This window comes from Candidatus Thiosymbion oneisti, from assembly GCF_004359955.1.
GTDB classification, from domain to species: domain Bacteria; phylum Pseudomonadota; class Gammaproteobacteria; order Chromatiales; family Chromatiaceae; genus Thiosymbion; species Thiosymbion oneisti.
The window spans coordinates 23,043-37,590 of the sequence record NZ_SMSC01000024.1 but is presented as its reverse complement, the minus strand read 5'-3'; the positions used below and the strand labels follow the sequence as shown (position 1 = coordinate 37,590).

General features: G+C 54.6%; 11 protein-coding genes and 1 pseudogene. 8 read left to right on the top strand and 4 right to left on the bottom strand.

The features are described 5' to 3' along the window. Positions 1-470 precede the first annotated feature (470 nt). Complete coding sequence (locus E1958_RS14510) at positions 471-1,277, top strand: DUF2334 domain-containing protein (RefSeq protein ID WP_133512500.1); 807 nt, start codon at positions 471-473, stop codon at positions 1,275-1,277. Continuing rightward, positions 1,244-2,347 carry a glycosyltransferase gene (locus tag E1958_RS14505; protein ID WP_133512499.1) on the top strand — a complete coding sequence of 368 codons (1,104 nt, stop codon included), beginning with the start codon at positions 1,244-1,246 and terminating at the stop codon, positions 2,345-2,347. Before E1958_RS14510 ends, E1958_RS14505 begins: the two co-directional genes overlap by 34 nt. A 29-nt stretch (positions 2,348-2,376) precedes the next feature. Here E1958_RS14505 and E1958_RS14500 read toward each other — a convergent pair whose 3' ends face one another. Beyond that, entirely contained in the window at positions 2,377-3,498 is a 1,122-nt protein-coding gene (locus E1958_RS14500) for a GDSL-type esterase/lipase family protein (RefSeq protein ID WP_165741447.1), read from the bottom strand. A 58-nt stretch (positions 3,499-3,556) separates the two neighbouring features. On the opposite strand from E1958_RS14500, the gene E1958_RS14495 reads away from it, so the two are divergent. From E1958_RS14495 to E1958_RS14470, 6 genes are all read left to right on the top strand, one after another. Beyond that, positions 3,557-4,669 carry a glycosyltransferase gene (locus E1958_RS14495; protein ID WP_133512497.1) on the top strand — a complete coding sequence of 371 codons (1,113 nt, stop codon included), beginning with the start codon at positions 3,557-3,559 and terminating at the stop codon, positions 4,667-4,669. 140 nt (positions 4,670-4,809) lie between these two features. Next, entirely contained in the window at positions 4,810-5,901 is a 1,092-nt protein-coding gene (locus tag E1958_RS14490) for a glycosyltransferase (RefSeq protein WP_133512496.1), read from the top strand. 62 nt (positions 5,902-5,963) lie between these two features. Beyond that, positions 5,964-7,112, top strand: a complete 1,149-nt coding sequence (locus E1958_RS14485; RefSeq protein ID WP_133512495.1) for a glycosyltransferase — start codon at positions 5,964-5,966, stop codon at positions 7,110-7,112. 47 nt (positions 7,113-7,159) lie between these two features. Then, a complete protein-coding gene (asnB, locus tag E1958_RS14480; RefSeq protein WP_133512494.1) occupies positions 7,160-9,181 on the top strand; it encodes an asparagine synthase (glutamine-hydrolyzing) in 2,022 nt (673 codons plus the stop codon). 1 nt (position 9,182) lies between these two features. Beyond that, complete coding sequence (locus E1958_RS14475) at positions 9,183-10,298, top strand: EpsG family protein (RefSeq protein ID WP_133512493.1); 1,116 nt, start codon at positions 9,183-9,185, stop codon at positions 10,296-10,298. Positions 10,299-10,324: 26 nt separating this feature from the next. Next, positions 10,325-11,446 (top strand): glycosyltransferase family 4 protein, encoded by a 1,122-nt coding sequence (locus E1958_RS14470; protein ID WP_133512492.1) that lies wholly within the window; start codon positions 10,325-10,327, stop codon positions 11,444-11,446. Here the strand turns inward: E1958_RS14470 and E1958_RS14465 are convergent. The 3 genes and pseudogenes from E1958_RS14465 to E1958_RS14455 form a co-directional block, all read right to left on the bottom strand. Beyond that, a pseudogene (locus E1958_RS14465) lies at positions 11,425-12,462 on the bottom strand (IS481 family transposase). The gene E1958_RS14470 and the pseudogene E1958_RS14465 sit on opposite strands and share 22 nt — an antisense overlap. Positions 12,463-12,487: 25 nt before the next feature. After that, positions 12,488-12,643, bottom strand: a complete 156-nt coding sequence (locus E1958_RS22090; protein WP_424945088.1) for an addiction module protein — start codon at positions 12,641-12,643, stop codon at positions 12,488-12,490. Between the two features lie 202 nt (positions 12,644-12,845). Further along, positions 12,846-14,042: a DUF362 domain-containing protein gene (locus tag E1958_RS14455; RefSeq protein ID WP_133512490.1), complete on the bottom strand. Its 1,197-nt coding sequence runs from the start codon at positions 14,040-14,042 to the stop codon at positions 12,846-12,848. Positions 14,043-14,548: the final 506 nt, after the last annotated feature.

Below are 14,548 nucleotides of genomic sequence, written 5' to 3'. Positions count from 1 at the left end.
ACACCTCTTTCCGCAAGACCCTACCGGCATATCGTAGCCGACCTTGCAAACGGTTTAAAGCCACGCTGTGTAGTCGAGGTAGGATGCGGTCTAGGTATTATCCTATCATTGATAAGAGCTCCGAATCGCTTTGGCTATGATGTGGACGAGGGAGCCATCAGGGCGGCTCGTTTACTCCGGCGTAGGGTGAGCTTTACCCATGGCGATATCACAACTGTCTCTCAGCAACCGATCGATGTGTTGATCCTGGTGAATTGGATACATGAATATAGTCCGGAGCAACTGGACATATGGCTTTCGCCCATGCTTTCATATACATCGTATCTGCTTATGGATGCTATCGATCCGGATGGACCTGAGGGTTATCGGTATCGACACGATTTTAAATTTCTGGAAACCCGGGTCCGTCGTATAGCGGTTCGTCCGGTCCCGAACGAAACGCGAAGTATTATTTTATATGAAGTGACACTGTGAACACCCAGTATCTCATTCGTCTCGATGATGCGTGTCCCACGATGGACGCTGTCAAGTGGGATGCATTGGAATCCGTATTGGACGAATCCGGTATTAAGCCGTTGGTCGCCGTAGTACCTGACAACAAGGATTCAATGTTGGAGATAGATGGGTATGACCCCGCATTTTGGGGCCGGGTGCTTGATTGGCAGAAAAAGGGATGGACGATTGCCATGCATGGTTTTCAGCACTTGTTTCATCCGATTGAACGAAAGCGCCTGTTAATGCCATTTTATGACCACAGCGAATTTGCGGGGTTGAGTGAGCAGGAGCAGGCCAAAAAGATTAGAAACTCCTGGCAATTATTTTTAGATAGAGGAATCGAGCCGACTGTGTGGATTGCACCTGCACATTGTTTCGACTTGGGAACACTTCGGGCGCTCAGAGCAGAAACTCCGATCCGTATTGTCAACGATGGTATTGCCTGCAAACAATTCTATGAGCATGGGTTATATTGGATACCACAGCAGCTTTGGGCGCTGTCGAGAAAGCCTTTCGGCCTCTGGACGGTATGTTTACATCCCAATAGCATGACAATGAAGCAGATCGAAGCGTTTAGAGATAAGTTAACGTCGGATATATTTCGTTCGCGCATCATCTCCATGGGAGATGTATATCTGCGTAAACGTAAGAGGTCGCTGCTTGATCGTGCCTATTCAGTCTGGTTCTGGCAACGGGATGGAATATTCCGTGCCCTTTATCTGCTACGTAACCGATTAGGAGCAAGCGTATGGGAAAAATTGCCATTTTGCTCCCTGGTCTAAAATTTGGTGGAACCGAACGGGTTGCGCTCAATCTAGCGCGTGCGCTGAAAGCTGAAGGATTCAAGATCGACTTCATCTTGATGAGCTATGAAGGCGAATTTTTGGCGGAGGTTGAAAGCAGTTTCGATGTGTACAATCTTAGATGCAATCGAACCTGGAAACTGCCGATGCGGCTTCTGGATTATATTGTTAAGCAGAAACCCAATGCGCTTATTTCGAGTTTTTGGAAGCTCAACGTGTGTGCCTGTCTGACACGGCTCGTCTATCCAGCATATAATTTAATCTTGTGGGAACATTCCCAGCCCAGCAAAAGTGATAATAGTCCCACCTGGCTCTACAGTATCAGCGCCAGTCTGATTTATCAGCTCGCAACCAAGGTGGTGGTCGTATCCAGTGATGTATTCAAGGATGTGCAGCGTATCACCCTGGGATTAGGCCGCAAACTGATGATTATTTTCAATCCGATATCACCCCCGGCTTTTAAATTATGTATCTCACAGCGAGAAGCTGGGAGCCGTAATATCATCTGGGTCGGACGGCTGGACGAGCCCAAAAACCCAGGTTTAATGCTGGACACGTTCGTGACGTTGATAAAAAAGGATAAGAATTATCGACTCGACTTTGTGGGGGACGGAAAACTACGCTCTGAGCTGGTACAGCATTCTCTGTCGTTGGGACTGCAGGATAATGTGCGTTTTTTAGGATTTCAGCCGGATCCCTATGTATTGATGGCAAGGGCGAATTTACTTGTGCTTACTTCGAATCGGGAAGGTTTTGGTAATGTATTGGTGGAAGCCCTTTATTGCGGGCTGCGTGTAGTCAGCACGGATTGCGGAGAGGGTATTCGTGATATCCTGCAGAATAATCGCTATGGTTCGATCGTGCCCACCAAAGATAAGAACGCCTTAGCTACTGCCATCGAACGCGAATTCGATACCGAACATGACTGGCGTGCCCAAATCGAAGGAGCGCAACGGTTTCTGCCGTGGAAGATCGCGTTGCAGTTTATTGAAGCATTGGACCTGGGGAGAACATCGATGATATACCCTCGAGGTGATAGCCAAGTTTAGCATGCGTCCATTAGTTTCTATTATGCTGTTCATTGTAAATTTCCGAGTCGATCCGCTATCAATTCAGCAACATACTGTGACCCATTATTATTTAAATGAGCAAAGTCGTACATATAGGCATTATCCTGGGGAACTTCTTTCGCTAAATCTATAACTTGCACCTTATTGATTCGCCCTGTCTTTCTTATCGAATCATTCATTTCATCATAGAGGTCTTTAAACTCGTCATAAGCAATCCCAACATTATTTAGCTTAGGCATCAACGCATTGACTATCACCGCGTCCGGCCTATCCTTAAATCTGCTTGCTTGAGTCATTAATATTGGCATGATTTTATGTACCCTGGAAATATTTATAAAATTCAACAAGCTCCTTTCAAATTGTTGAAGTATCTTGTGTTTATTTATGGTTAACTGTTTTCCGCGTAAATGCGTGAACTCATCGCCAACGAGGAATCTCATTTTCAATACTACCAGTTTATCATATAGTCTTGGAAGTGCAGCCCTTGTGATGGCTTTTATGCCGCTGGAAAACCCATACACCTTCATTAGAGATTTACTTGGATTTTCATTCCAATAATTCTTTTCATACAGCAATACATTCAAGTCATTAACATTATGCATCATAATGGCAACATCAGGATCTAACGCTATTCCCTTGTTCAACAAGATATTATTCGAATGCATCGAGTTATTACCGCTTACTCCGCTATTGAATGAGTTTACTTTCCTTCCATTTTCCTCCAACAACCTACCGACCAGATAGGGGAACCTATTATTCTCATCAACATAGAGGCACTCTATTGTGGAACCACCGAGGAAAATTATCGTTAAATCCGGTTTATCGTGTATTCTTGAGGGGTACAGGTAACCATCCCTATCAATCTCAAATCTGTACTCTTTTTTAACCAAGCTATCCGTATTTTCCATATATACATCAGTAGGAACAAGATACTTCACAGTTGAGGGAATATGCTCTCTGAGTCTGATATTTCTGACTTCAGTACCTATTTTTTCCATTGGTGTTACCAGGGACAATAGTATTTCAGCTCCATAAATGGAAAAAAGCAGCGATACCGCCAGAAAAATCACTGACATCTTCTTGGGGTGCTTTTCAAATCCAGTGTGTTTCATTTTTCTTATTTTTCTCATAGTTATTTCTCGGACTTGGCTCATAATCACATGGAACTGACATCTAAGGTTATCCCACATGACTGATTCATTGAATCCATCAGCATCTCGCGTTATGCTGGTGACGAAAAAACTGCAGGATTTCCCAGTGGGTGGCCGGGAACAATTGTGTAAGCTGAATTATAGTGCACTTATGGAAATTTTCGGCGACAGATTGGTAGTGTATGAATTGCCTGGGAATAAATTGCAGGCAAATGTCATCAGGAAGATTTTTAGCGGGCACATCGATGGGTTGAATAACGAGGTTATCGGCGAGGCGCAGAAAAAGATCAAGGAAGAGGGTATCGGCATTATTTTTGTGGACGGCTCGAATTTGGGTGAGTTCGTTAAAGTTACCAAGCGAAATTTTCCGGAAATTTCAGTGAGCACCTTTTTCCATAATGTGGAAGCGAGATTTTTCTTGGGGGCGTTGAGACATTCCAAGACATTACACGCTCTGGCAGTATTAATTGCCAATTACCTCGCGGAACGTAAGGCCGTGCGGTACAGCGACAAGATCATTTGCATGACCAACCGAGACAGCAGTCTTCTTCAGAGGCTCTATGGCCGCCCGGCGACACATCTTTCAGCGCTGGCCATAAGAGACCAACTCCCGCCGGGCAGCGGTATAACCACGCGTGTGCCGCACGGGAGATATGCCCTGTTTGTAGGGGGAGCCTTCTATGCCAATCGTGCGGGTATATCCTGGTTTGTAAGACACGTGGTTCCTCATATTCGGATTAAGACATGCATTGTCGGTAAGGGGTTTGAAAAGCTGAAGCACGAGCTGGGGCACGCAGCGAAGGTCGAGGTTGTCGGTGTAGTGGACTCGCTTGCCGAATGGTATCGGGATGCTCATTTCGTAATCGCTCCGATATTTGATGGTTCAGGGATGAAGACCAAAGTCGCGGAGGCATTGATGCATGGTAAGAAGATCATTGGCACGCCTGATGCGTTTTCCGGTTATGAAGACGTTGTGGAACATGCAGGCCAGGTATGCACGACAGCCGATGAGTTCATCGCAGCGATCGGTAGCGCCAAGGACGAGATTGTAAGTTCGTTCGATCCAGAGTTGCGTATGCTCTACGAGGAAAAGTATTCTTATCCGGCTGCGCGGTCGCGTCTCGCTGGAATTCTTTGTTCAGTCGAATGAAGTTACCAAGAGAAACATGGGTTCTTATGGTCGGAGCATTTGCAGACTCGTGTCAAATGCTGATTGCCGGAAAGGTATCGGGTTTCCACCAAGTATTGGTATGGCTGGTTTCGAGGTACACTTGAGGCGGGGTTGCCAAAGTGAAGATTTGTATTGCGGTCTCGCTATATGACATTTCCGGTGTTCCACTGGCACAACTCCGATTTGCACAAGCGTTGGCAAACAAGGGATACGAAGTCGATCTGGTGATTGGCCATATCGATCCTCAGTACGATTTCCCTGAGCTGGCGGGTGTGACCGTACGCGAGCTGGAGCGACGACATGTCCGAGGGATGCTATTGCCCTTGTGGCGTTATCTGCGGTCGGATCGGCCGGACGTGGTGTTTTCCGCCGAAGACCATCTCAACGCCGTCGTGTTGCTCGCCGCGATCATTGCCGGCTCGCAGGCGAAGATTAGTGGCTCATCGCGAGTGACGCCGTTCGATACCTATTCCAACGTACCCTTCACGAAACGCTGGGTACTGAAGCAGTTCATGCGCGCCGTCATGTGGCGGGCGGATGCGTTGACCTGTGTATCGAAGGACATGGTAGACCAATACCGGCGTGTGTTCGATACACCTCCGCACGTCTGTGTCTACAATATCGTAGATGACAAGTTGTCGCGCCTCAGAATGCAGGAGGCGGTGGAACACGGATGGCTCATCCACAAGCAGGAGCCGGTACTGATCGCAGCGGGTAGCTTAGCACCCTGGAAGGGTTTTGCGGACCTGATTCACGCCATGAAAGAGCTTTCCCGCAGCAGGCGTGCCCGCTTGATAATACTCGGGGATGGGCCACTGCGGATTGAACTGGAAGCCTTGATCGCCGAGCTCGACTTGACGAATCTTGTCGACCTGCCCGGGTATGTCGGGAACCCACTGAAATACTTTGCACGTGCGGACGTCTTCGTGTTGTCTTCCCATGTCGAGGGTCTGCCGAATGTACTCGTCGAAGCCATGATGTGCGGGTGCACACCGGTCTCCACAGATTGCCCTACCGGTCCCCGAGAAATCCTTCAGGATGGAAAATACGGATACCTGGTTCCCATGCAAGATCCGATCGCCTTGGCGGCTGGTATTGAACAGGCCCTAATCAAGCCGATACCAAAGGACCGCCTTGCTGAGGCAGTGCAGCCATTCGACGAGGAAACGGTCATTAAAAGGCATCTCGAGATCCTGGGCCTTACCAGATAGGGTCTAGAGCACTACCCTTTTAATCAGAACAACTTGGTGAGCGTTCAGTACTCCGTGAAGGAATGCAAGTGCAATCCGGTTCCAAGATGCTGATTTTGCATATTATTACTACGATCGACCGGGGCGGCGCGGAGAACCACTTGGCGGAACTGGTCTCAGGTCAGATCGCTAAGGGGCATGCTGTCGCTGTTGCTTACCTGAAGGGCGACGGTTATTGGGCAGAGTATTATCGTAAGCTCAGCGTCGAAGTGTTTCCGCTCGGGTTGAAGCGGTATGGTGATATCAAGCCACTCCTGTTGTTACGCAAAGCAATCTCCGTTTTTCGTCCGGACGTGGTTCACGCGCATATGCCGCCCGCCGAACTGTATGGGAGATTGTCTTTGATCGGGGCGTCGAGTTCGATCGTCTTCATTATTTCGAAGCACTTGGATGGGGGGTTTTTCCACGGCTCGGAAGGGCAAACGGAGTCGCTCCTCGGCGCCGCTTCAGCACGACTCGTGGCCAGGCGCGCGAAACACGTCATTGCAGTCTCTCAGGCCGTGAAGAATTTCGTAACCTCGGAGCTGGTCGGTTTGCCCACGGACAAGGTCACGGTCGTCAGGCACGGCATCGGAACCGATGCTTACGAGGGGGTATCGGCCGGCGCGGTAGCAGACATTCGGCGCCGGTTTGGAATCACCGACGATGAAATCACGATTGGCACCGTCGCAAGGTTGGTGCCCCAGAAGTCGCTTCATATCCTGCTCGCGGCATTCAGCCGATTTCATGCCCGGGTGGCCTGCAAGTCCAAGCTGCTTATCATAGGAACCGGACCGCTCGAGGCCGATCTACGCAAGTTGGCCGACGACCTGGGTATCTCCGAAAGCGTCGTTTGGGCCGGGTTCCGGGAGGATATCCCGGTGCTCATGAAGGCGATGGATATCTTCGCGCTTACATCGGAGTATGAGGGGTTTGGGGTGGTCCTGATCGAAGCGATGGCGGCTGAAAAACCGGTCATCGCCAGCCGCATCAGTGCCATTCCGGAGGTTGTCGAGGATGGTGTTTCGGGAATCCTCTACCCATACGGGGATGTGTCCGCGCTGGCGGATGGACTGGAAAGACTGGTTGACGCATCGGTGCGCAAACGCTATGGAGAGGCTGGAAAGGCGCGCGTGTATGAGTGCTTTTCGCCGGGCAGAATGGTCGCGCAAACCTTATCCCTGTATGGCTGAATCGAATTAGACCTTAACCACTACCCAAGAGGAGTTTCTAGCGGCAGATGTGCGGCGTCGCGGGCGTTTTTTTCCGCACGGCTACCTCGGTGGATACCACGGTTCGGATCGCGGGGCACATGGCAAGTGCATTGGTTCACCGGGGGCCCGACGATGGCGGGCAGTGGATCGACCGGGATGTGGGGATTGCCTTGATCCACCGGCGCTTGTCGATCTTGGATCTCTCTCCGACCGGCCACCAGCCGATGGTTTCGGCGAGCGGGCGCTTTGTATTGGTCTTTAACGGCGAGATCTACAACCATTTAGAGTTACGCAAGGAGCTGGAACGAGAGGGGGTTCAAGCCCCTCTGTCCGGTCCTCTCCCGGAGGAAGAGGGGGTGTATGCGCCATGGCGGGGGCATTCGGACACGGAGACCTTGCTTGCGGCCTGTGAGCGGTGGGGATTGGAGGAAACGTTGCGCCGCGCGGTGGGGATGTTTGCTATCGCCTTGTGGGACCGGGCCGAGCGGCAATTGCATCTGGCGCGCGACCGGTTGGGCGAGAAGCCCCTCTATTACGGGTGGTGCAGGGGTGGGTTCGTCTTCGCCTCCGAGCTCAAGGCGCTGCGTCGGTTTCCAGGTTTCGATAACCCGGTCGATCGGAATGCGTTGGCGGCCTATCTACGCTTCCTCTATGTGCCTGAACCCTGGTCGATCTATCAGGGGATCTACAAGCTGGAGCCCGGCTGCCGACTGACGCTGACGGGAGAGGGCGTTACCAACCTACCATCCGCTCCACCACACGCACCGATGGATGCGCGAGGGCTGTTGTTGCGGCGTTGGTGGTCCTTGCATCGAGTCACGGAGGCGGGAAACGCCGCTCCGCTTGGGGACGAGGTAGCAGCGGTCAGCGCGCTCGAAGAGCGGCTGCGCGAGTCGATCCGGCTCCAGTCCGTCGCCGACGTACCCCTCGGGGCCTTCCTTTCCGGCGGGGTGGATTCGTCCACCATCGTCGCCTTGATGCAGTCGGAGGCGGTAGCGCCGGTCAGGACCTTCACCATCGGGTTCGAGGACGCCGCATACGATGAGGCCATTTACGCCCGCGCCATCGCTCACCATCTGGGCACGGATCACACGGAGCTCTCCGTAACTCCTCATGAGACCCTGGATGTCATACCGCAACTGCCGCGCATCTACGACGAGCCGTTCGCCGATTCTTCCCAGATCCCAACCCTTTTGGTCTGTCGGCAGGCACGGCGGCATGTTACCGTGGCGCTTTCCGGCGATGCCGGCGATGAGCTGTTCGGAGGCTACAACCGCTATCTCTGGGTGCAACGCATCTGGACTAAGCTCGCCTGGATGCCATGGCCCGTTCGCCAGGCTGCGGTGCGATTGATCCTGAGCCGGTCCGTGGACCGTTGGGATACGCTCGGTGCCTGGTTGAAAATCCGTGTGAATCTCCTCGGTGACAAGGCCCATAAGCTGGCGGAGGGGTTATCAGGCGTGCATGACCTCGACGATCTCTACCATAACCTGGTTTCCGAATGGAAACAGCCGATGACCGTCGTGCTAGGTGCACGAGAAGTATCGACCCTGTTGGCCCATCGTGATGAATGGCCTGTGCTGCGCGAGCCTGAACACCGGATGATGTATCTGGATGCCATGACCTATCTCCCGGGCGATATCCTGTGTAAGGTCGATCGGGCAGCCATGGCAGTCTCATTGGAGACCCGGGCGCCTTTTCTGGATCATCGGGTGGTGGAGCTCGCGTGGCGGATGCCGCTGGCGATGAAGATCTGCGGCGGGGTGGGTAAATGGCCGCTACGCCGGATCCTCTACAAGTATGTGCCGCGGGAGCTGATCGAACGGCCCAAGCAGGGTTTCGGCATTCCGCTGGCGGAGTGGCTGCGTGGTCCCCTGCGGGACTGGGCCGAAGATCTGCTGGATGAGCGACGCCTGAATGATGAGGGCTTCCTCAACCCCGTTCCTATCCGCCGGTACTGGCGGGAGCACCTGGGCAGGCGGCGTAACCGCCAGCATGCGCTCTGGGCGGTACTGATGTTCCAGGCCTGGTTGGAAGCGCGAACCTAAGATGCTTGCTTACTGGTTTCTCTACGCGCTCCCCGCGATCCCGGCGTTCGTTGGGGTGAGACGGCCTAACATGTTCTCTCTGCCCTGGATTGCCGTTGGCCTGCTGTTCATCCTCGCAATCGGTTTCCGCGAGCAAGTCGGTGGGGACTGGGACAGCTACCTCATACGCTACGACAGCCTCATCGAAGCGCCTGTGGACCAGGTCCTCGCTTCGGATCCCGGGTACAGATTGCTCAACCGGCTCTATTACAACCTCATCGAAGCGCCTACGGACGTGCTCTTCGAGTCGGATCCCGGATACAGATGGCTCAACCGGCTCATGGGTATATGGGACTGGCAGATCTATGGGGTCAATACCGTCTGCGGGGCGATCTTCATCCTGGGGCTGTTCGCATACTGTCGACAGTTGCCCGCACCTTGGCTGGGTTTTGCGGTAGCGGTGCCCTATCTGATCATCGTTATGGCCATGGGCTATACCAGGCAGAGCGTTGCCCTCGGCTTCTTCCTTCTCGCCCTGGCTGATATAGAGCGTGGTCACTTCCTGCGGTATATCCTTTGGGTGGCCCTAGGTACGACCTTTCATAAGAGCGCGGTGCTGCTTGTGCCGCTGGGTATCTTTACTACTCAACGGAAAAGTTGGTTCTGGCGTGTCATCGCGGTAGCGACGGCGGCTTACGGCCTGTGGGACCTTTTTCTGGAAGAACACCAGGAAGATCTCTGGAAGCTATATTATGTGGACCAGAAAATGGAATCGCAGGGGGCGAGGATCAGGGTCCTGATGAACCTGGTACCGAGCCTGTTGCTACTCTTGTACGCGAAGCGGTGGAAGCAGCTGTTTCCTGCCTACCAAGTTTGGTTTTGGCTATCCATTGCCGCGCTGATCAGTGTTGTCTTCGTCGATTTCGCAACCACCGCGGTGGACCGGGTTTCCCTCTATTTCACACCTTTGCAGGTCGCGGTCTTTGCACGCTTGCCGGTGCTGCTGGGCGATCGGTTTCCGCCACCGTTCCTGCGCCTCGGTGTCGTCATGGGATACGCCGCAGTGCTCTTTGTCTGGTTGAATTATGCGACCCATGCCGAGTATTGGCTGCCGTACCGGAACATTCTGTTGCAATAGCACGGCCGATATTGAGAACCGAGCAAATGAAGGTCCTGTTTTTTGCCAACACGGACTGGTATCTCTATAACTTTCGGCTCGGACTTGCGCGCTTCCTGCGTGAGCGAGGGACGGAAGTCGTGATGATGTCGCCGTACGGAGCCTATGGCCCCCGTATCGAAGCGGCAGGTTTTCGTTGGTTTCCGCTGCCGATGGACCGGCGTAGCCTGAACCTGATCAGCGAACTGACACTGCTGAGGCAGATTTCGGAGGTCTTCCGAACGGAAAAGCCGGATGTGATCCACAACTTCACCATAAAATGTGTAGTGTACAGCTCGCTCGTGGCCCGGTGGCTTGGGATCAGTCGGCGCATCAATGCGGTCACCGGGCTCGGTCATGTATTCATCAGCGATTCCCCACAGGCGAGGCTGCTCAGACCGCTGGTGAAATCGCTCCTCAGGTTCGCGCTCGGCGGTTCCGGAAGCCGGTTGATCTTGCAGAATCCGGATGATGTGCGTCTTTTTACCGCACTCGGCTTGGTCGGGGCCGAACGGATCCGCCTCATCAGGAGCTCCGGCGTTGATACCCTCCATTTTACCCCGTTCGAGCGGGAGCGGGACGGACCTTTCCGGGTTCTTCTCGCTTCGCGCCTGTTGTGGGAGAAGGGTATCCGAGAATATATCGTTGCCGCCGAGCGACTGGGTTCGAGGGTGAGGGGAGTGGAGTTCCTATTGGCGGGCGTATCGGACCCGGGCAACCCTGCCGCGGTGCCGGAAGCGGACATCGCCCAGTGGGACGAGGCGGGAGTGGTCAAGGTACTCGGACATGTGGAGGACATGGCGCGCTTGATGCACACCGTGGATCTGGTTGTACTACCGAGCTACCGGGAGGGTGCCCCCAAGGGTCTGATCGAGGCGGCGGCCATGGGGTTGCCTATTATCACCACGGATGCGCCTGGGTGCCGGGAGGTGGTGGACGACGGGGTCAACGGATTTCTGGTTCCCGTCGGGGATGCGACGGCATTGAGCGACAGGATCGAGTATCTGCTCAACACCTCGGATGTGTGCCGGCGGTTCGGTGCCGCCGGGCGCAAGAAGGTGCTGGAGGAGTTCGATGAGCGGATCGTGTTCCGAAAGACCTATGCCGTCTACCAGGAATTAAGGGGTTGACCGGTTGGGTTTCCACCGCTTTGAATCGCTGTTAGGCAAATGTCAGGTCCCGGATGATTACGAGGATTTTCTTTAAAAAGTTGGGGTTGCTGTGGGCACCATTGCTGGAGCGTCTGGAGAGGCGTTTTGTAGTGCAAGTTTTGCTGCGGGATATGGTGATTATACAGGTAGACGAAGTGTCTGAGGGTTGCCTTCAGGGAGGCGGCAGAGTCGAAGCGGTTGGTGCGCAGCACGTCGGCGATGCGGCCATTGAAGCGTTCGATCATGCCGTTGGTGCGCGGGGTTGTGGGTTTGATCAGGCGATGCTCGATGCGGTTGTCGGCACAGACCTGATCGAAGACCTGGGCGCCGGTTGGTGGCGCTCGCCGGTGGCGCAGAAGCGGTCGGTAAATTCCTTGGTAAATTCCTTGCCGTTGTCGGTGAGGACGGTGTTGATGGTGAAGGGTGCCTTCGCGATCAAGCGTTTCAAGAAGCCGCTGGCGGCGGTTGCTGACTTGTCCTTAAGGATCTCCACGTAGCCCCAGCGGGGGGCGCGGTCAAATGGCCGCGAACAGGTAGGTGCGTTGGTCTTGGTCCGGCATTTGGGGCCGGTACTTGACATCGACATGCACAAAGCCGGGCGGGTAATCTTTGAAGGTTTTGTAGGGGGGCGTCTGGGCGCCTTCCTCCTGCGGCAGCAGGGCCTTGAGGTTGGAGACGCCATGGCGGCGCAGACAGCGGTCGAGGCTGGAGCGCGAAACTTCGGGGTGGATGAACTCCCAAGTCACCACCAGCCGGTCATCGAGCGGCAGTAGCAGCGTCTTGCGCAGTTCCACGACCACGGCTGCCTGGGTCGGGGTCAGGCGGTGCGGCGTGTGCGAGCCATCGGCAACACCGTCCCGGTGCTTCCAGCGGCGGATGGTATCCTCACTCACGCCCAACTCATCGGCGAGCTGGGTGACGGACTGGTGGGACGCCTGAATGTACTGGCGGGTTTTCGGAGTCGTCGTCGCATTGGCATGCAAGTGGGTGTTCATGGTGCATTCTCCGGTACAGACGTGGCTACCAGCAACTCCATGACCTCTCGGGCACGCAACAATGCCCCATTCTTTCCTCAAGAACATCCCGATGCCATTCAGGAGACTCAACCTCGATCTCATCATAAAGAAGGGTATCCCATATAGCCTCCATAGTTTGGAGACACTCAATAGTGCTCATTTTTTTAATTTCAGATGTATTCATAGGTATCAACCTTATTGTTCCTGGGCCGGTTACTTCGCTGTGTGATTGACGCTTAGAGGCTATCTAAGAATAATACATTAATTTTATTGATTTTTCTGTCCCCACGCCCAGCGTGGGAGCAAGTCCGAATCTGGTGCGTTTGCCCACCGCGCCGGGGAGTCGAGGCGCTCCGGTTTCATCAGCCTTTCAGCGCGATGCGCCGGTGCTCGATGACCTCCCGGTCGAAGACCCCTAGGCCGAGGGCGGAGGCGAGCTCGATGTGCTGGGGTTGGCGGTAGCTGTGGATCCGGTAGCCATCCTTGTCGGTCGGCTGGCGAAAGTGGGTCTGGGCCACGACGGGCATCTCCTTCTCGACGCGCTTCGCATCGACCACATCCCAGCCGATGCGGTCGAGAGCGACGGGGTCCGTGGCAAAGTAGAGCGTCTTGTGGCTCCAGGTCGCGTTCATCGCCGCACCGGGTCCGCCCTCGAACACCGCCTTGGTTCCGTCGAGGATGTGCAGAACCACCTTGGAGCGGATCTCGGGCATCGAGCAGATGGCCGGGATGAACGTGTTGCAGGCGTTGGTGGTCGGCGTCGCGTGGCTGCGGGCGACGTTGTTGACGAAGCCGTGCGACATGTTCTTCAGGGCCAGCGTCACCCCTGCGGAGGCGTGGTCCTTGACGACCGGGAGGTTGACGATCTTGTTGACCTTGCGGGAGACGACGAGGCAAAGGTGCGAGCGTCGCGTCCGATCGTCCTTCGGATCGTGATGCCCCACCGAGACCAGATCCATCTCGCGGTAGACGTCGGGGTCGTACCCCTCGATAGCGAGCTGTACGGTATCGTAGTCGTCCACCGCGGCGTCCCAGCGCACACCGTCGGGCAGGTTCTTGACGTAGCCGGCGCGGCGGAACTGCCGGCGGTAGCGGTCGAAGACGATGATGTCCGCGGGCTTGACGCCCGCGCTCTTCAGCCCCGCGACGACCTCGTGGACTAGCTCGTGGCTGGAGATCGCCCGCGGCGCACCGACCGGGTTCACCTTGACACCGACCACATCGCCCGGCTCGAAGAAGAGCCTCCAGGCGTCGGTCGCATCGGGCACTCCGGCGAGCTCGCGCATACCCCGATCGACCATCTTGCGCACCGGCTCCCTCTGCACGCGTTGGTTGACGACCGAACCGGGGTGGTACACCTCGACGACTCGACCGGGGAATGGACCGGGGATGCCGAGTCCCTTCTCCTTGCCACCGACGGTGGCCGACTTGTCAGGCCGACGGCTGTTCGGGCTGTTCTCACCGCCCGCGAGGAGCGCCGGACTCAGGGCGCCGACGAGGACCGCCCGCGTGAAGGCTCTCCGAGTCAAACAGTATTTCCACGCCTCGTGAGTTCCCATGCTCCGCTCCTTTGCCTATCGGGATAGGGCTCCGGGAAAAGAGTCCTGATCTTTTTTCGGTAGTGGTAAACCTAATGGCTCATGGGGCCAAGTGTGAGTCTCACATACAGGCGCCCCAGCCAACTTTGATGTGTAGTCGCCATGACAAAATATAAGAGCTGGTACGCGGTGAGCATTGTCGACGACTGACGCAGCGTTTAACCCGCTGCAGCTCCAGCTGGAGTGGAGCAAGCTATCTTGTACTATAAGTGAAAAAGTAGCGCGATTCATCTTTTTGATCCCCTCTCCCCAACCCCTCTCCCGGCGGGAGAGGGGACATAGTAGCCAGTACCGCTGGTCATGTTATCACTTATCATTAGCCATTACCCTAAAAACTAATACATTGATTTTAAAAGGGTGTATAAAAGATACACCACCTTGGCCGCATCCGTGCCCAATTGTGTTGGGCACGCCGCCATCCCCGGCGGCTTGGCCCAACCTACATTATTTAGACAGCCTCTTAATGC

What these genes read in the sequence shown, in the direction of transcription:
- E1958_RS14505 (WP_133512499.1), top strand. Translation starts at nt 1,244, where the DNA reads ATGGGAAAAATTGCCATTTTGCTCCCTGGTCTAAAATTTGGTGGAACC.
- E1958_RS14470 (WP_133512492.1), top strand. Translation starts at nt 10,325, where the DNA reads ATGAAGGTCCTGTTTTTTGCCAACACGGACTGGTATCTCTATAACTTT.
- E1958_RS14500 (WP_165741447.1), bottom strand. Translation starts at nt 3,498, where the DNA reads ATGAGAAAAATAAGAAAAATGAAACACACTGGATTTGAAAAGCACCCC.
- E1958_RS14455 (WP_133512490.1), bottom strand. Translation starts at nt 14,042, where the DNA reads ATGGGAACTCACGAGGCGTGGAAATACTGTTTGACTCGGAGAGCCTTC.
- E1958_RS14475 (WP_133512493.1), top strand. Translation starts at nt 9,183, where the DNA reads ATGCTTGCTTACTGGTTTCTCTACGCGCTCCCCGCGATCCCGGCGTTC.
- asnB (WP_133512494.1), top strand. Translation starts at nt 7,160, where the DNA reads ATGTGCGGCGTCGCGGGCGTTTTTTTCCGCACGGCTACCTCGGTGGAT.
- E1958_RS14485 (WP_133512495.1), top strand. Translation starts at nt 5,964, where the DNA reads ATGCAAGTGCAATCCGGTTCCAAGATGCTGATTTTGCATATTATTACT.
- E1958_RS14495 (WP_133512497.1), top strand. Translation starts at nt 3,557, where the DNA reads ATGACTGATTCATTGAATCCATCAGCATCTCGCGTTATGCTGGTGACG.
- E1958_RS22090 (WP_424945088.1), bottom strand. Translation starts at nt 12,643, where the DNA reads ATGAGCACTATTGAGTGTCTCCAAACTATGGAGGCTATATGGGATACC.